This window comes from Kutzneria chonburiensis (assembly GCF_028622115.1).
Classification (GTDB): Bacteria; Actinomycetota; Actinomycetes; order Mycobacteriales; family Pseudonocardiaceae; genus Kutzneria; species Kutzneria chonburiensis.
Map to the genome: position 1 here is coordinate 8,507,744 of NZ_CP097263.1, position 17,081 is coordinate 8,524,824.

Genomic DNA, 17,081 nt, shown 5'->3' on the forward strand with positions numbered 1-17,081 from the left:
CGGTCACGGCCCGGCGCTACCGTCCGTGCTGTCCCTTTCACCCTGCGGGAGGACACATGGCACGGCGTTTGCCCCTGCCCATCGGCGGTGTCGCGGCGGCCATCGCCGCCGCGGCCGTTCTGCTGCTGCCCCAGGCCGCCACCACGACCACGGTGGCGGCGACCGAGAGCACGCAGTCCGCCCAGCCCACCTTCGTCTACCGGGTCACCGGCGCCGACGCGGAGAAGCTCTTCTCCTACGGCTTCGACGTGCTCGAGAACCGTGACGGCAACGACCTGTTCGTGCTCGGCGCCGCGTCCGAGGGCGACCGGCTGCGCCAGGCCGGGTTCAGCGTGAGCACCGAGAGCGCGATGAACCCGCCGAACTGGACGCCGCCCAAGCCGCGGACCACCAACAACGCCACCGCGGCCGACGCCGGCGAGACGTACTACGGCGGCTACCACACGGTCAACGCCCAGTTCGCGCACCTGGACCAGGTCGCGCAGGCCCACCCCGACCTGGCCACGGCCTTCACGTACGGCCAGTCCTGGCTGAAGTCCAAGGGCCGTGGCGGCTACGACCTCCGTGGCATCTGCATCACCAAGAAGCAGACCGGCGACTGCGCGCTCAACCCGAACTCGGCCAAGCCGCGGTTCTTCCTGATGGCGCAGATCCACGCCCGTGAGATCACCACCGGCGACGTCGCCTACCGGTGGATCGACTACCTGGTCAACAGCTACAGCACCGACGCGACGGTGAAGGCGCTGCTGGACTCCACCGAGATGTGGGTGGTGCCGATCGCCAATCCCGACGGCGTCGACATCGTGCAGCAGGGCGGCAACTCGCCCAAGCTCCAGCGCAAGAACGCCGACACCGCCAACGGCAGCAACTGCGGCTTCGGCGGCCAGACCGGCGTCGACCTCAACCGCAACTACAACACGCACTTCGGCGGGGCGAGCACCTCGACCGACCCGTGCAGCGAGGTCTACAAGGGACCGGCGGCCGACTCCGAGATCGAGAACACCTCGATGGAGAAGCTGTTCCGCAACCTGTGGCCGGCCCGGCGGACCGGCACCGGCGTCACCGACCCGGCGCCCGCCGACACCAAGGGCATCATGATGACCATGCACAGCGACGGCAGCGTCGTCATCTTCCCGTGGGACTACAGCTCTTCCGTGCACACCGGCAACGACGCCTCGCTGCGGGCCATCGGCAAGCAGCTCGGCTCGATCACCGGCTACCCGTACGGCCAGGCCGGTCAGGTGCTCTACAACGCCTCCGGCAGCACCGACGACTGGTCCTACGACAAGCTCGGCGTGGCCAGCTTCACCATCGAGGTCGGCGACAACGCCGGCCGCGGCTGCAGCGGCTTCCTGCCCAAGTACTCCTGCCAGGACAGCTTCTTCTGGCCGAAGATGCGCCCGGCCCTGGTGTACGCCGCCCAGCAGGCCAAGGCCCCGTACCAGAACCACTGACACCGCAACGAAAAAGGGCTCCCGCGGCCAGGCTGGCCGCGGGAGCCCTTGTCTGTCAACGGATTCGCCCCACCCCCGCGGGATCGAACCCGTGTGTGGCGCGGGCGGTCCTACCTGAGCCCCAGCAACAGGTAGGCGCCGCCTGCGCCGGCATCACCCCACGGTGTAGCTGTAGGGGAACGCCTTCAGCGAGTCGCCGGCGCTGGCGAACGCGCTGTAGTCGTCCAGGTAGAGCACGCCGGACACGGTGCTGCCCTTGGCCGCGGTCGGCGTGATGGTCACGCTGATCGTGCCGGTCTGCCCGGGCTGGAGCACCAGCGGCGTTGCCGCCGGCGCGTTGGCCTGGACGGTGCCGAGCCAGGCGTTGCCGGTCGAGGACGTGACCGCCGGGTCGAACACCTGGGTGTGCGCGACGAGCCCGATGTTGGCGGTGTTGGCCTTGGCCGGGTCCTGGAACGGCCCGATCTGGTTGAGCTGCGCGAGCCAGAGCCCGGGTGTCAGCTGCGGCGAGGTGAGCGAGGCGATGGCGACGTTGCCGACGCCGGACCGCTTGAGCACCTCGGGCAGGCCGATGGCCGTGGACAGGTCGAGATCGATCGGCTCGCTGGCCGACGCCGCCGAGGTGAGCGAGGTCGTCTCGGTCGGCACCAGGAACTTGGTCGCGGTGAACTGCGGCAGCGGCACGTTCGCGGCCTGGTTCAGCGGCAGCACCTGGAGGTCGTCGGACTTCGTCGACCGCGCGTCGACGAAGTAGGACAGCGCCGCCTTGCCGGTGTTGCGCACCTGGAGCTGGACGGTGGTCGGCTTGCCGGCCGGCAGCGTGTGAGGCACGGCCACCTTGGCGTCAACCACGTCGTACCGCAGCGAACCGGAGAACTTCTGCGACGTCGCGGTGCCGGCGACCGGGTTGGCCGCGGCGATGACGAAGGTCCACCGGCCCGGCGCCGGGTCGCGCCGGTAGACCTGCACCGAGCGGCCGTAGCCGGCCGGGTTGCCGTTGGCGTCCAGGGTGAGCACGTTGTTCTGGGCGCTCAGCAGCTGGCCGTCCGGGCTGACCAGATAACCGTTGATCACCTGGTTCGGGTCGCCGGCCAGCGTCACGTCGAGGCCGAGGTCACGCTGCCCGCGCGGCACGTCGAAGCGGTACACGTTGGTCTGCGCCGGACCGCCGGGGCGGCCGTTGCCGCCGGTCAGCGTGCCGGTGAAGGAACCGCCCCAGCTGGGCAGCTTGGTGCGCAGGATCAGCGGCACCGCCAGCTGCGTGCCCTTGTCGGAGTTCAGCTGCACCGCCGCCGGCAGGTCGCCGGGGTTGTCCGGGTTGGACGCCAGCACGTGGAAGGTGCCGCTCTGGCCCGGCTTCAGCGTCAGCGAGGACGGGAAGACGGTGCCGGTGGTGACGTACTTGCTGGTCGCGAACTCCAGCGGGATGGTGCCCTTGACGCTGTTCGGGGCGTTGCGCACCGACACGACGGCGGTCCAGTTGCCCGCCTTCGGCGAGTGCACGTCGATGTGGCCGTAGCCGGCGAGCCCCTGCGGGATGGTGTACCCGGTAAGCGTGCCGCTCGGATCGAGCAGCCACATCGTCACGATGCGCGGCCCGGCCGGCGGGTAGGCCAGCGACGCGTCGAGGTGGTCCGCGCCGGCCGGCACGGTGAACGTCTTGTTCACGTACACGTACTTGCTGCCGTAGGCGTTGGCCCAGGTCGGCACGGTGGTCGAGGTGCCGTCGATGGCGACCGAGGTGTGCTCGTCGCTCACCTGCTTGGTCAGCGTCCGGTTGTGCGCACTGACGGTCTGCGTCGAAGCGCCGGTGTTGGTGACCGTCAGGTCCTTGGCCTGCAACTGGCCCGGGTTGCCCTCGGCCAGGATCTGCGTCTGGTTGACGACGAGGTTGTTGCCCTGCGCGGCCGGCGAACCGTTGCCGTCCTTGACCGACAGCGCGGCGCGCACCGCCTCGTAGGCGTTGAGCTGGCCGGCGCCCTGCCGGTCGGACGGGTCGAGGTTGTCGGTTGCGGTGCTGGTCAGCAGCTGCTTGACCAGCTGTGGCGCCGGCCGGACGCCGTGGTGGCTGCGCTCGTACGCCTCGATCACCAGCGCGGCCGCGCCGGCGATCAGCGGCGACGCCATGCTGGTGCCGCCGAACGACTCGATCGGCGCCGGCTGGCCCTTGCCGTTGACGCAGTCGCGATGCACGGTCGGGTTCGGCGAGCACAGCGCCCAGCCCAGGTCGCCGGGGGCGACGAGGTCGACGACCCGGCCACGCTCGGTGGTGCCGCCGGAGCTGATCGCGGAGATGTTGCCGCTGACCCACTTGCCGCTGAAGCCGGGCAGGTTCGAGTCCAGCTCGGCGTAGGAGCGGAAGGTGGTGGACGCGCCGGCGGCGATGATCGCCGGGTCGCTGGCCACGTTGCCGACGGTGCCGGTCACGCCGGAGTCGCCCGAGCTGGCCACGATGGTCACGCCGGCGGCGATGGCCGCCCGGTTGGCCACCGACCACGGGTCGGTGTTGTTGTCCGGGTACGGGTTGGAGCCGAGCGACTCGTTGATCACGTCGACCTTGTCGACGTTCACCGCGTAGTCGAGGGCCTGCACGATGGCCGAAGTGGTGCCGAAACCGTTGGAGGCGATGGCCTTCAGCCCGACCAGGCTCGCGTCCGGCGCGACGCCGCGGATCCGGATCGTGCAGCCCTTGGGCAGCGGCGCCGCGGCGTTGGTCCAGTCGGACAGGTCGTAGGTCTGCCGGCCCTGCGCGGCGATCGCGCTGGCGTCGCCGAACGCCTCGCCGTCCGCGCCGGGGGCGGCGGTGCCCTCGCCGCTGAAGTCCTGGTAGTCGCTGAACACGCGACTGCCGTCGGCCCGCTTGAGGTCGGGGTTGTCGATGTCGATGCCGTCGGCGATGTAGGCGACCTTGACGCCCTTGCCGGTGGCCAGGGTCGCGGCCTGAAGCTTGCTCGCGTCGTCGTCGGCGACGTGCGTCGTTTGCAGCGCCTCCGGCTCCAGCAGCGGCTTGGCCGGGTCGGTCGGGCAGCCCGCGCCCGACGCGGTGCCCGACGCGGCCGCCTGGCCGACGGTCTTCGGCGTCTCCGCCTTGCGCACGGCCAGGTCCGGGTACACGGCCTGCACGCGTGGGTCCGTGGCGAGGTGCTGCTGCTCGGCGCCGGTCAGCTTGGCCGAGAAGCCGTTGACCACGCTGAACTGCTTCACATCGGCCGCGCCGGTCTGCTTGGCCTGGTCCACCAGCGGCTGCTGGTCGGACCGGGTCAGCCCCTGCCGGCGGCTGTTGTCTCCCTTGGTGACCGGCGTGTCCGGGTGCTGGTCCTTCAGCACCACGATCACCGGCTGCTTGGCGCCCTGGCTCAGGTCACCGGTCGCGGCCGATGCCCAGGCCGGCACCACCGGCACGAGCACCATCACACTGGCCGCGACGGCGGCCAGAGGTCTCAAACGCATCTTCGCCAACTCCGACTTTTGTTCGATGCCCCCATGCACCGCCCACTCTTTGTCGCCGGCGTTGCCGGATCAACCAACGAAAGTCGGTAACCGTGTCCATCTCTGGTCGGATATCCACACCGGACACTGCCGGAAAGACGCCGACGGCCGGTTCCTCCGAAGGAGGAACCGGCCGTGCGGCCACAAATACCGGTGGATCAGGTCTTCGCCCACGACTCGAGCATGCGGCGGGCGATGGAGGTGACGCCGGGCAGGATCAGGCCGGGACCGGTGCCGCCGGCGGCGAGCACTGCTCGGACCTCGTCGCGGTGCACCCAGCGGGCCTGCTCGATCTCGCCGTCGGCCGGCACCAACGGTGTCGTGGGATCGCCGACGGCGCTGAAACCGACCATGAGGGAACGGGGAAACGGCCACGGCTGGCTGCCGAGATAATGCACCGATTCGACCGTTATGCCGACTTCCTCGCAGATTTCCCGAACCACGCAGGCCTCGAGGGACTCGCCGCCCTCGACGAATCCGGCCAGCACGGAATACCGGTCGGGCGGCCAGATCGGCTGCCGGGCCAGCAACACCTGGTCGCCGCCGTCGTGCACGAGGCAGATGACGGCCGGATCGGTGCGCGGGTACTCCTCACGTCCGCAGCCGGTGCAATGCGTGGCCCAGCCGGCACGCCGAGGCTCGACGCGCGACCCGCACTTGGCGCAGAAGCCGGCGTTGTCGTGCCAACTGAGCACGGCCACGGCGGTGGTCAACAGCCCGGCGTCCTCGGCGCTGAGCAGACCGCCGGCCAGCCGCAGGTCCTGCCACACCGGCTCGTCGGTGTCGGGCAGCGTGGCGTCCCAGCCCATGCCCTCCTGCACCGGACCGTCGGGTTCGGCCCGCACGGCCCAGTAACAGACCCCGTCCTGCTCACCGAGCAGCACGGCGTCGGCCGGCGGCGTCGTCCCCTCGGTGGCCCGGAAGTCCAGCACCGGCATATCGCCGGAGCGCCCCATCGGCGCCCGGCCGCGGCGGTCGACCGGCAGCAGCCGGGCGGCCGGCCACATCCGGGCCAGCTCGGCCGCGTTGTCCCGCAGGAAATCGTTGCGGGGCACCGCGGTCCGGGACAGCGCCGGCAGCTCGTCGAGCTCGAAGCCGGCCGAGGTGGAGCAGAGACTCACGGCAGCACCACACCGCCGATGGCCCGGAACTGCGCCGCCAGCACATCGGCGTCGCCGACCACGATGCCGGTGAACCGGCTGGGGGCGAAGAACTTCTCGGCCGCCTCGGCCACCGCCTCGGCGGTCACGTCGGCGAGCCGCAGCGGCTGGTCGCGCAGCCACTCGTAAGACAGGCCCATCGCGCCCAGCGCCACGAGCGTGGCGCACAGGCCGGACTGCGAGGAGGTCGACGTGAGCAGCGAGCCGATGGCGTACTGCTTGGCATTGTCCACTTCGGACGCGCTCGGCGGCGACAGCACCAGCCGGCCCAGCTCGTAGCGGGTCTCCCAGAACGCCGCCGGCGTCACGCCACTGGCCGTGTCGGCCTCGACCAGCACGGTCGCGCTGTCCTTGGTGAACTCGAAGTACGAGTGCGCGCCGTAGGTGTAGCCCTTGTCCTCGCGGATGTTCTCCACCAGCCGCGAGGAGAAGTAGCCGCCGAAGACCAGGTTCGCCACCTGCAAGGCCGCGTAGCCGGGGTCGGTGCGCGGCACGGTCTGGGCCGACAGCCGGATCTGCGACTGCACGGCGCCGGCCCGGTGCACGAGGTGCACGTCGCCGGGCGTGAGCGCGGGCAGCTTCGGCAGTTCCACCGCGCTGGCGTCGGACTGCCAGCCGGCCAGCGCCGCGCCGACGGTCGCGATCGCGGCGTCCGGGTCGACGTCGCCGACGAGCACCAGCAGCGCGCCGCGCGGCAGCACGGACGCCTTGTGCAGCGCCCGCACCTGCTCCGGCGAGACCTCGGGGATCTCGGCCGCCTCGGGCATCTCCTTGGCGTAGGGGTGGTCGCCGTAGCGGTGCTTCTGCAGCGCCTCACGGGCGATGACGCTGGGCTGCGACCGGGCCATGACGATGCGCTCGACGAGGCGCTCCGACTCGCGGGCCACCTCCTCGTCCCGGTACACCGCGCCGGTCAGCGCGTCGGCCAGCACGTCAAGCAGCACGTCGAGGCCGCTGGCCAGGGCGCTGCCGCCGATGCTGAGCCGCTCCGGGTCGACCACGGAGTTCAGGTCGCCGCCGACCGCGGCCAGGTCGGTGTCGAACTGGGTGCGGTCACGGCGCTCGGTGCCGGTCAGCAGCGTGTTGGCCAGCACCTCGGCCCGCGCCGAGTGCAGCCGCTCGGTGCCGGCGAACGGGATGCGCAGCCGCAGCTCCACCATGGGCACGGATTCCTTGCGCACGGCGATGACCCGCAGCCCGTTGGGCAGCACGGTGTCCACAAGGGACGGCTGCGCCGCCGCGGTCTGCGTGCCGAGCGCGGGCAGCGGACGCGGCCCCTGCTCGGTGTGGCCGATCTGCTCGGCCGTGCGGTAGCTGACAGAAGTCACTTGTCTCCTCCGGCGGCGGGAACGACGAGCACGGCCCGGGAATCCGGCCGCAGGGCCTTGGCGGCGGCCGCCACCTGCTCGGTGGTGACGGCGCGGATCCGCGTCGGCAGGTCCGACGCCAGTTCGGCGCGGCCGTGCAGCAGCTCGGAGGCCCCGTAGGACAGCGTGCGCGAGGTGATGCGGTCGTGCTCGCGGTGCATGGCCGCAGCCCACCGGGCGGCCACGCGGGCCAGCTCGTCCTCCTGCGGGCCCGACGCGGCCAGCTTCTCCAGCTCGTCGTCGAGCACGCCGAGGATGCGGTCCTCGGACACCTCGGGGGTGCATGGCGGTCACCGTGAACGTGTCGGGGTCACGGGCGTCCAGCGGTCCGAACAGGCCGGCGCCGACCGAGATGTCGGTGACCAGCGGCTCGCGGTGCACCATGCGCTGCTGTAGGCGCGAGGCGTCGCCGTCGGACAGCACCGCGGCCAGCACCACGTTGGCCAGGTAGCCGTCCAGGTCGGTGGCCGGGTCGGGCAGGCGGTAGCCCACGGCCAGCGCCGGCAGCGGCGCGTGCGGGTCCTCGTGCACCTCGCGGCGCTCGCCCTGCGGGTGCGGCTCGGCGAACGACGGCCGCGGCGGCGTCGGCCGGGCCGGCACGTCGCCGAAGTGCTTGTGCACCAGCTCGGTCGCCCGCTCAACGGTGAAGTCGCCGGCCACCGTCAGCACCGCGTTGCCCGGCGCGTAGTAGGTGTCGAAGAACTGGGCGCAGTCGTCCAGGTTGGCCTGCTCCAGCTCGGCGAAGTCGCCGTACCCGTTGTGCGCGTTGGGATAGGTCGTGTACAGCACCGGCGGCAGCCAGATCCAGGGGAAGCCGCCGTACGGGGTGTTCAGCACCCGCAGCCGGATCTCCTCCTTGACCACGTCGATCTGGTTGTTCAGGTTCTCCTGGGTGATGCGGGGCGCCCGCATCCGGTCGGCCTCCAGGAACAGCGCCCGCTCCAGCGCGGCCGACGGCAGCGTCTCGAAGTAGTCGGTGTAGTCCGGGTGGGTCGAGCCGTTGAAGGTGCCGCCCGAGGACTGCACGTGCCGGAAGTGCGCCAGCTTCTCCAGGCTCTCGCTGCCCTGGAACATGAGGTGCTCGAAGAGGTGGGCGAACCCGGTGCGCCCCTCGGGCTCCGAGCGGAAGCCCACGTCGTAGTGCACGCTCACACCGACCACGGGGGCTGTGCGGTCGGGGGCGAGCACCACGCGCAGGCCGTTGGGGAGAGTGAACCTGTGCAGTTCCGGTGCGGCCATGACACAGAGACTACGACGTCGCCACGTCAGTCCCCGGTCGTACCGAGGTGATCAACCCCCGGTGGGATGTCCGCCTACGGCTGAACTGGCGATTGTTGGCCCATGAGCTTGTCAAGCATGGCCGCGGCGACCGCGCTCGCTGTGTCCGCGGTCACACCGGTTTCGCCCCCTTTGCTGCCCGATCTGGGCAATGACGGCTACCAGGTCGTCGCCTACGACCTCAGCTACGACTTCACCCCGAGCACCTCGCTGCTGCCCGGCACCGCCCGCATCACCGCGGTCGCCGGCCGGCGGCTGCCCGAGTTCCGCCTCGATTACGCCGGCGGCACCGTGGCCAAGGTCCAGGTCGACGGCCGTGACGCCGCGTTCCACCTGGACGAACAGAAGCTGGTGGTCGACCCGGCCACGGCGATCCGCGGCCCGTTCTCCGTCACGGTCGACTTCACCGCCGACCGTGCGGCCAAGATCCCGTCCTCGGTGGACCCGACCGCGGGCTGGATCAACGACCCCGACGGCGGTTTCGCCTGGGTCGGCCAGCCCGATCGGGCCCATTTGTTCTTTCCCTGCAACGACGCTGTCGACGACAAGGCGTACTTCCGCTATCACGTGACCGTGCCGACGGGGTGGACGGTCGCCGCGAACGGGCCGTTGGTTGCGCAGAACGCCACCAACTCCACAACCACGTTCACCTACGCCTCGGCCCATCCGTTCGCGCCGCAGCTGGCCCAGCTGGCCGTCGGCAAGTTCACGACGGTGACCGGCACCGGCCCGAACGGCCTGCCGCTGCGCAGCTTCGTGCCGGACGCGGCCGCCGCCAAACCGATGCTGGACCAGCTGCCGAGCTTCGTGGACTGGCTCGAGCAGCGCATCGGCCGCCGCTTCCCGTTCGAGACGGTCGGCCTGCTCGGCGCGGACCACATGACGCAGCAGTCCGATGCGCTGGAGACCCAGACGCTGCCGGTGTTGCGGGCCGGCGCGCTGGCCGACCCCAAGAACGACTCGACGGTCGTGCACGAGCTGGCGCACCAGTGGTTCGGTGACTCGGCCGCGGTCGCCGACTGGCGCGACCTCTGGCTCAGCGAGGGTTTCGCCACCTACTTCGACCGCCTGTACGCGGCCGAGCACGGCGGCAATTCGGTGGCCGACGAACTCCGGTGGGCCTACGAGACCTTCGATCCGACGGTCCGCTCCCTCGGCTTCACGCCGGCCAACCCGACCCGGCCGGACGTCATGTTCGCCATCGCCCGCGGCGCCGGCGCGGTGGTCGTCTACGCGTTGCAACAGAAGGTCGGCGACCAGACCTTCCACCGCATCATCGACACCTACCTGGACCGCTACCGCGACGGCAACGCGACCAGCGCCGACTTCATCCGGGTGGCCACCGCCGTCGGCGGCTCGGACCTCGGCCCGTTCCTGCACGACTGGCTGTACGGCAGCACCACGCCGCCGATGCCCGGCCACCCGGACTGGGTCGCTAAGCCTTCAACGACCGGAGGTGGCCACTCTGGGCCAGCACTCCGTCCAGGGAGCTGAGGAACGCCGGGAACCGGCCGGCGAAGCGGTCGAGGTCGCGCGCCTGCTCCGCCTCGCCGAACCAGTACAGGCCGGGGGTGCCGTCGGCGTCCGGGTCGAGGCCGCGGAACACCGCCAGCCACCGGTCGGTCTGGCCCAGCACCACCGCGTACGGCAGCGACCGGGAGAACACCATCTCCCGGTCGCTGTCCGGGATGTCCGTCGGCGACACGGTCGTCAGGTACGTCAGCAGTCCGCGCACCTGGTGCAGCAGCGCGCTGCCGCGCCGGGTGCGCGCCGGCATGGACCGCGCGCCGGCGGCGAGCGCCGCGCCGCCGATGATGACGGCGAGGCCGAGCAGCGCGTGGCCGATCGTCAGCGCCAGCACCACCGTGAGCACGATCCCCAGCGCCACGATGCTCACGCCGCCCCACCACCAGCGGCTGCGCTCGGTGTCGGGGCGCCGCGCGAACCAGTCCTTGGCCACGACGTCCGAGTACAGGGCGTTGCGCGCCGCCGCGAGGTCGATGCCCTTGCCGCGCAGCTGCGACAGCTGCACCTGGTCGGCGCCGCCGAGCAGCGAGTCGTACACCGCCTTCTCGTACGGGGTGAGCGCGTCGTCGGCCGGGTTGCGGCGCACGATGCGCCAGTCCAGCACGCCCGCGCCGCCGGGCACCTCGTCGATCCACAGGTAGTTGCGCACCGCCAGGTCGATGACGGTCGCCGTCACGTCGACCACGTCCACGTGCTCATCGATCACGGTGCCGACCTGGCCCGGCAGCACGCCGTCGGGCGAGGCGAAGGCCACGTGGCCGCCGGCGTCGCGCACCAGCACCTCGACCGCGCCCACGTCACCGGCCAGTGCCTTGGCGTCACGGCCACGGGCGTACCAGAGCAGACCAAGGCCCAGTAGCAGCAGCACCACCAGCACCAGCAGGCCGATGCCGGTCTCCGGGGTCAGCGCGAACGCCGTCGCCAGCGTGTTGGTCGTCTCGACGCGCTCGTTCACCGGCACCGAGCCGTTGGGTAGGCCGATGGCGAAGTCCACGCGCTGCCCCGGCGTGAGCGTGTCCTGCTCGGCGGTCGGCACACCGCCCTCGCCGATCTGCGACAGCGCGCACGCGGTCGTCGAATCGGGATCGCCGGCCAGGCAGGTGATGGACTGCGGCTCGGCCGGCGTCACCACGGACACCGTGAGCCGATCGATCGTCACATCCCAGCCGCTGGCCACCTGCCAGCGCACGTCCTCGTGCGAGCCCTGGTCGGCCACGGCGCCGTCGACCACGTAGCTGATGGTCGACTCGCCCGCGCCCAGGTGCACGGTCAGGTTCTGGTCGTCGGCCGAGGCGCTGCCGTTGCCGGTCACCTTCGGCTGCGTGACGGTGTACACGCGCTCGGTGTCGGGGCCCGCGGTCAGCCGCAGCGGCGCGGTCCGGTTCGCGGACTTCCCGGCCGGCACGGTGACCTTCTCACTGACCGTGAGCTTGCCGTCGCGCTCGACCTTCAGCGCGACCTGCGACTGCACGCCGCCGGGGGCCGGCGCCGCGGCATGCGGGACGACCAGTACGCCGGCGGAGAACGTGAGGGTGGCCACGGCCAGGCCCCAGTTGGTGAACACGGGAGCGGACAATAGTGCAGGCCGCCTATTCTTGCGGCGGGATCCACCAAGGGGGACGGCTGTCCGTCGCCGCCCGGAAGCAGAGGGCCACAGATGGACAACCGAGGCGCGTTCGGCTACCCGCCGATCGATCCGCGTCTGCTCGCGAGTGGTGCTCCGGTGCGGATCCCCCAACGGGGACGCACGGCGCGATTCGTCGTCTACAGCATCGTGGCCCTGTTCATCGTGTGCGGTGTCGGCGGTCCGTTCCTGGGTCCGACGGAGGCGGTCGCCGGTGTCGCGCAGGCGGAAGCGCCGCACCAGGTGGTGGCGCTCGCGACCAACCCGCTGCTGACCTACCCGCAGTCGCTCGCGCCAGGCACGTGCACCCTGCCCAAGTTCGGCCGCACGACCGACGAGTTACGCGCCTACCTGGTCGCCGAGCTGAGCTGTCTGGACGCCGCGTGGAAGCCGGTCGTCTCCGGCATCAACATGCCGTTCGAGCCGACGAAGCTGACCATGGACGACAGCGCCGGCTCGTGCCGCACCCGTGACGGCAGCGCCCCGGTGGCTTTCTACTGCGGCGCCGACAACGAGCTGCACATGCCGGTGCAGTCCGTGCTGGACGGCACCGACGGCATCCCGGCCGTGGTGATCGGCGTGCTCGCCCACGAGTACGGGCACCACGTGCAGGACATGAGCGGCATCCTGCTGGCCGAGTCCCGCCGCGAGAAGACCGCCGGCCGCGACACCGAGGCCGGCCTCGAGCTTTCTCGGCGATTGGAGCTGCAGGCGAACTGCTTCGCCGGTATGTTCCTCGCCAGCGTTGCCGGCCGCGGCTCGGTCACCAAGGCCATGGCCGCCACCGGCGCCGCCGCGTTCGCCGACGGCGGTGGCGAGAAGGACCACGGCACCGCGCCGAACCAGGGCCGGTGGGCGCAGATCGGGTACCAGCAGAACAAGACCGCCGCGTGTAACACGTGGGCGGCGCCGCAGGGGGACGTGAGTTGAATCCGTGGAACTCCGGCAACGTGCCGCAGGGCCCGTTGCCGCCGCCACTGCCCAGCCCGTACCCGCCGCGGACGCAGCAGCCCCCGCCCAACCCGTACTACGGCCAGCAGCCGCCGCCGGTCTACAACCCGTACCCGATGCCGCCGGCGCGACCGGTCATGCCGCCGCCGCTGCACACCCACGGACCGCTGGCGCCGCCGCAGCAGTTCCAGCCGTACCCGCCGCCGCCCCCGCCGAAGCGGCCGTCGCGGCGCCCCTTCGTCACGCTGTTCCTGATCGGGCTCGTGGTCGTGGGCGTCGCCGTGCTCAGCCTCAACGGCCACGGTCGCAGCCGGCCGACCACCGCGCCGACGCCGTCCAAGCTGCCGACGTCCGTGCCCACGAGCTCGCCCGGCACCGGCAGCACCGGTGACGGCAGCGACAAGCTGGCCGACAACCCGCTGTTCACCGCCACGGGCCCCGGACCGGTCACCTGCACGCTGCCGCGCTGGCAGTCGGTGCCGTCCGCCTCCAACGCCTACTTCACCGCCGCGCTGCCGTGCCTGGACCGGGCGTGGCAGCCGGTGCTGCAGTCCGTGAACCTGCCCTTCCACGAGCCGAAGCTGGCCTTCCCCAGCGGCAAGACGTGGAGCAGCCCCTGCGGCTCGGTGTCGCAGGAGGAGGCCGCGGCGTTCTACTGCAACGGCGACCAGACGCTGTACATGCCGATGTCCGGCTTGCAGACCGAGGACATCGGCAACCGGCCCGGCGCCTACCTCGCGGTGTTCGCGCACGAGTACGGGCACTTCGTGCAGGACCTCAGCGGCGTGCTCACGGCGGCGCACCGGCAGGAGTACGACGGCGTCGACCCGGACAGCCCAGCCAGCCTCGAGGTGTCGCGCCGTATCGAGCTCCAGGCCCAGTGCTTCTCGGGTCTGTTCCTCGCCGCGGCGGTCGGGCACGGCTCGGTGGACAACACCGTCGCGCGGGACGCGCAGAGCACGCAGGACCGCGGCGACCCGCCGGGCGAGCGCCGTGACCACGGCACCAGCGAGCACGCGTCGGGGTGGTGGACCCAGGGCTTCGTGAAGAAGACGGTCGCGCAGTGCAACACGTGGGTGGCCAGCAGCGCCGACGTGCAGTGATCCGACCCAAAAACTGAACTGGGGAGAACTGCCGTGAACCAGCCACCCGGCTGGCAGTCCGGCTATGGCGGGGGACCGCTGCCGCCGCCGGTGCCCGGTCCTTATCCGGTCAATGGCCCGTATCCGCCACCCTATGCGCCGCCGATCACCCCGCCGCCAATGAACTGGTCGCGACCGCCCGTCGTAGCACCAGTGATGCCGCCACCGACGAGCTCCTGGCCCGGCCCGCCGCCGATGCGGCCGTCGCGCGGGCCCAGAGGGTTCATGGTTGCGGCGATCGTGCTGGTGGCAGTGGTGCTGTTGGGCCTGGCGGCGGTTGGCTTGAGCCATCTCGGCGGCTCCCGTCCGGCGGCCGACGCCGGGGCCGGCGCGACGCGGACGACCGAACCGACGACGACGTTGTCGCCGCGGACCACCACGCACCGGACCACCACGCCGTCGACAACCACGACTCGGCGCACCACCACGACGTCACGGCCGCCGACCAGCACGACGCCGGCCGGGCCGCAGCCCGTGGCCAAGCTCGGCGACAACCCGCTGTTCGACGTGGGCGGCCTGCCGGCGACAGACTGCCCGCTCAGCCGCTGGACCACCGACCCGGCCGGCGCTGAACGGTTCTTCCGCAGCGCGCTGCCCTGCCTGAACGCCGCGTGGGCGCCGGTGCTCAAGGCGGCCGGCCTGCCGTTCTCGCCGCCGGACGTGGCGTTCCCGCCAGGGACGTCGTTCACGACGCCGTGCGGCAACCAGTCCATCGGGCACATCGTCGCCTTCTACTGCGGCCGCGACCACACGTTGTACGTGCCGTTCGCCGGGCTGCAGTCCGACATGTACGGCGCGCACCCCGGCGTCTACCTCGCGCTGTTCGCGCACGAGTACGGGCACCACGTGCAGTCGCTGTCCGGGATCCTCGGCGCGTACACCAACCAGCGCTACGAGAAGGACAACGGCGACAGCAACAGCGACGCCGGCTGGGAGCTGTCACGGCGGCTGGAACTCCAGGCGCAGTGCTTCTCCGGCATGTTCCTCGCCGCCACCTCCGGTCGTGGCGACGTGGACGGCAACATCACGCACGAGGCGCAGACCAGCCAGGACCGCGGCGACCACAACGGCCCGCCGCTGGACCACGGCACCGACCAGCACGCCATCGGCTGGTGGACTGCGGGCTTCCAGGACAACAGCCTGGCCCGGTGCAACACCTGGCTGTCCAGCACCGCGGACGTCGCCTGAGTGGCAGGCTCACGGTCATGGAGACGCGAGAGTGGATCGCCGCCGTTGGCGGTCAGGGGGAACGGCTCGCCGCCGCGGCGGAGCGGTCCGGGCTGGACGCACCCGTGCCGACCTGCCCGGACTGGGCCGTGCGCGACCTGCTGCTGCACACCGGCAGCATTCACCGTTGGGCCGGCGCCTTCGTCGCGCAGGCGCTGACCGAGCCCCGTGACATCGACGACCTGACCCAAACCGACGAGGGTCTGATCGAGTGGTTCCGTGACGGCGTGGCGGAACTGGTCCACGTGCTCACCGCCGCGCCGGCCGACCTGGACTGCTGGCAGTTCATGGGCACCGCGCCGTCCGGTGTGCCGTTCTGGGCCCGTCGGCAGGCCCATGAGACCACCATCCACAGCGTGGACGCCGAAGCGGCCGCCGGGCTGCCGTCGCCGATTCCGTCCTCGCTCGCCGCCGACGGCGTGGACGAGCTGCTGTGCGGCTTCCTGCCGCGCGGGCGTCGCCTGCGAGCCGACGAGGAGCGGTCCGTGCTGGTCAGCGCCACCGACACCGGCGACCACTGGCTCGTCACCTACGGTCCCGACCGTCCCACGGGGAAGCGGGTGACGGCGGCGGAGGCCGACAGCGCCATCGCCGGCACGGCTGAGGAGCTGTACCTGGCGCTGTGGAACCGGCGGCCGTGGCACGGGCTCACGGCGGACGACGAGCTGGCGGCGCTGTGGGCCGACAGCGTGCGGGTCCGTTAACCGGGAGTGTTGCTCGACTCGGAGTTCTCGTCGGCCGGGTCGTCCTCGCCGGTCGGTTCCTCGACGGCCGCCTCCGGCTCGTCGGGGAACACCGGCGTCTCCGGGAAGGCCGGGATCTCCGGATGGACCGGCTCCGGGAAGGCCGCCTCGGCGAACGCCGGCTCGGGGAACGCCGGCGGCTCCACCGCCTCGATCACCGGCGTCGGCGCGGCGGTTTTCGGAACTGGCTGGTACCGAATTAAATAGGCGTACAGCGCGCCGGCCACCGCGCTCAGGCACAGCAGGACCGCGGTCAGCCGGCCGTCGCGATTGCCGCCGACCTGGGCCGCGTCGGCCGGATGGGCGCTGAACTGGCCGTTCTCCTCCGTGACGACCACGTCCAGCGCGGTGCCCTTGGCCTGGCCGCAGCCGTCCAGCGGCACCTGCTTCTTGGCCCCGTCCACCGTCACCTCGACGGTGTCGTGGGCGTTGCCGCTGCCGCACTGGGCCGAGGTCACGACCGTGGCCTTGGCGTGCACGGCCGACGGCGAATCGGTGTTGGGGAAGCCGAGCGTCGGCCACCACACGAGCACCGCCGCACCGATCCCGACCAGCCCGATGACCAGCAGGATCAGCACCCATCGCACCTGGGTCTGCCGAGCCGCCACTCCGACATCGTCCCAGACGCCCGGCGGCTCGGCACCCAAGCCCGTCAGGAAGTCGGCGTGGTGGTCGGCGCGGCGCTCGAAGCGTGCGGCTGGGCCACCCGCACGGTCAGCGCCTGGTCACCCTTCACGACCGCGGTCACGCGCTGGCCCTGCTGGAGCGGCCCGCCCTCGATCTTCGTCGCCGGGTCCGTGGTCAACGTCTCAGTGCTGCCGTCCTTCTTGGTCACGGTGAGCTGGCTGGCGGACACCGTCGCGACCGTGCCGGCGACTCGGCTCTCGCCGGCGGGCAGCGGCTTGGCCTTGCCCTTCGACGGCGTGGCCGAGGCCGAGGTCGACGGCGCGGGGGAGCCGGTGGCGGCGGCGGAACAGGCCGTCACGGACAGGGCGGCGGCCGCGGTCAGGACGAGCGCGCCGATGGTTCGGGTCAGGGAGGTCATGACAGCCACCGTCCCGGCCGGAGCTGAGCGGAGCCTGAAACGTCGGCGGGCCGCCGCCCACGCGACCGTCCCAC

General features: G+C 71.6%; 12 protein-coding genes and 1 pseudogene. 6 read left to right on the forward strand and 7 right to left on the reverse strand.

What is annotated here, in order from left to right; genetic code table 11:
• The first annotated feature begins 56 nt into the window (after positions 1-56).
• Positions 57-1,454, forward strand: a complete 1,398-nt coding sequence (locus tag M3Q35_RS39765; protein ID WP_273937724.1) for a M14 family zinc carboxypeptidase — start codon at positions 57-59, stop codon at positions 1,452-1,454.
• 153 nt (positions 1,455-1,607) lie between these two features.
• On the opposite strand, the gene M3Q35_RS39770 is transcribed toward M3Q35_RS39765, so the two are convergent.
• From M3Q35_RS39770 to M3Q35_RS39785, 4 genes and pseudogenes are all read right to left on the reverse strand, one after another.
• Entirely contained in the window at positions 1,608-4,904 is a 3,297-nt protein-coding gene (locus M3Q35_RS39770; protein ID WP_273937725.1) for a S8 family peptidase, read from the reverse strand.
• A gap of 197 nt (positions 4,905-5,101) precedes the next feature.
• Positions 5,102-6,064, reverse strand: coding sequence for an NAD(+) diphosphatase (nudC, locus tag M3Q35_RS39775; protein ID WP_273937726.1), 963 nt, complete (start codon positions 6,062-6,064; stop codon positions 5,102-5,104).
• Entirely contained in the window at positions 6,061-7,431 is a 1,371-nt protein-coding gene (locus tag M3Q35_RS39780) for a M16 family metallopeptidase (protein ID WP_273937727.1), read from the reverse strand. The genes nudC and M3Q35_RS39780 overlap by 4 nt, the downstream gene beginning before the upstream one ends.
• Positions 7,428-8,709, reverse strand: a pseudogene (locus M3Q35_RS39785) (M16 family metallopeptidase). Before M3Q35_RS39785 ends, M3Q35_RS39780 begins: the two are co-directional and overlap by 4 nt.
• A 102-nt stretch (positions 8,710-8,811) precedes the next feature.
• Here M3Q35_RS39785 and M3Q35_RS39790 point away from each other — a divergent pair.
• Entirely contained in the window at positions 8,812-10,242 is a 1,431-nt protein-coding gene (locus M3Q35_RS39790) for a M1 family metallopeptidase (protein ID WP_273937728.1), read from the forward strand.
• On the opposite strand, the gene M3Q35_RS39795 is transcribed toward M3Q35_RS39790, so the two are convergent.
• Positions 10,184-11,839 carry a DUF2207 domain-containing protein gene (locus tag M3Q35_RS39795; protein WP_273937729.1) on the reverse strand — a complete coding sequence of 552 codons (1,656 nt, stop codon included), beginning with the start codon at positions 11,837-11,839 and terminating at the stop codon, positions 10,184-10,186. The two genes, M3Q35_RS39790 and M3Q35_RS39795, sit on opposite strands and share 59 nt — an antisense overlap.
• A gap of 93 nt (positions 11,840-11,932) precedes the next feature.
• Between M3Q35_RS39795 and M3Q35_RS39800 the strand changes: the two genes are divergently transcribed.
• From M3Q35_RS39800 to M3Q35_RS39815, 4 genes are all read left to right on the forward strand, one after another.
• Positions 11,933-12,829 carry a neutral zinc metallopeptidase gene (locus M3Q35_RS39800; protein ID WP_273937730.1) on the forward strand — a complete coding sequence of 299 codons (897 nt, stop codon included), beginning with the start codon at positions 11,933-11,935 and terminating at the stop codon, positions 12,827-12,829.
• Positions 12,826-13,953: a neutral zinc metallopeptidase gene (locus M3Q35_RS39805; protein WP_273937731.1), complete on the forward strand. Its 1,128-nt coding sequence runs from the start codon at positions 12,826-12,828 to the stop codon at positions 13,951-13,953. Before M3Q35_RS39800 ends, M3Q35_RS39805 begins: the two co-directional genes overlap by 4 nt.
• A 264-nt stretch (positions 13,954-14,217) precedes the next feature.
• Positions 14,218-15,180 carry a neutral zinc metallopeptidase gene (locus tag M3Q35_RS39810; RefSeq protein ID WP_273937732.1) on the forward strand — a complete coding sequence of 321 codons (963 nt, stop codon included), beginning with the start codon at positions 14,218-14,220 and terminating at the stop codon, positions 15,178-15,180.
• A 17-nt stretch (positions 15,181-15,197) separates the two neighbouring features.
• Complete coding sequence (locus tag M3Q35_RS39815) at positions 15,198-15,923, forward strand: maleylpyruvate isomerase family mycothiol-dependent enzyme (RefSeq protein WP_273937734.1); 726 nt, start codon at positions 15,198-15,200, stop codon at positions 15,921-15,923.
• Here M3Q35_RS39815 and M3Q35_RS39820 read toward each other — a convergent pair.
• A complete protein-coding gene (locus M3Q35_RS39820; protein WP_273937735.1) occupies positions 15,920-16,540 on the reverse strand; it encodes a hypothetical protein in 621 nt (206 codons plus the stop codon). The genes M3Q35_RS39815 and M3Q35_RS39820 overlap by 4 nt on opposite strands.
• Before the next feature lie 74 nt (positions 16,541-16,614).
• The gene (locus M3Q35_RS39825) at positions 16,615-17,007 is read right to left on the reverse strand and encodes a hypothetical protein (protein ID WP_273937736.1); all 393 of its coding nucleotides are present in this window, start codon (positions 17,005-17,007) and stop codon (positions 16,615-16,617) included.
• Positions 17,008-17,081 lie beyond the last annotated feature (74 nt).

Excerpts from the sequence above, each read along its gene's own strand:
- M3Q35_RS39765 (WP_273937724.1), top strand. The coding sequence starts at position 57 with ATGGCACGGCGTTTGCCCCTGCCCATCGGCGGTGTCGCGGCGGCCATC.
- M3Q35_RS39770 (WP_273937725.1), bottom strand. The coding sequence starts at position 4,904 with ATGCGTTTGAGACCTCTGGCCGCCGTCGCGGCCAGTGTGATGGTGCTC.
- M3Q35_RS39790 (WP_273937728.1), top strand. The coding sequence starts at position 8,812 with ATGAGCTTGTCAAGCATGGCCGCGGCGACCGCGCTCGCTGTGTCCGCG.
- M3Q35_RS39800 (WP_273937730.1), top strand. The coding sequence starts at position 11,933 with ATGGACAACCGAGGCGCGTTCGGCTACCCGCCGATCGATCCGCGTCTG.
- M3Q35_RS39810 (WP_273937732.1), top strand. The coding sequence starts at position 14,218 with ATGGTTGCGGCGATCGTGCTGGTGGCAGTGGTGCTGTTGGGCCTGGCG.
- M3Q35_RS39815 (WP_273937734.1), top strand. The coding sequence starts at position 15,198 with ATGGAGACGCGAGAGTGGATCGCCGCCGTTGGCGGTCAGGGGGAACGG.
- M3Q35_RS39825 (WP_273937736.1), bottom strand. The coding sequence starts at position 17,007 with ATGACCTCCCTGACCCGAACCATCGGCGCGCTCGTCCTGACCGCGGCC.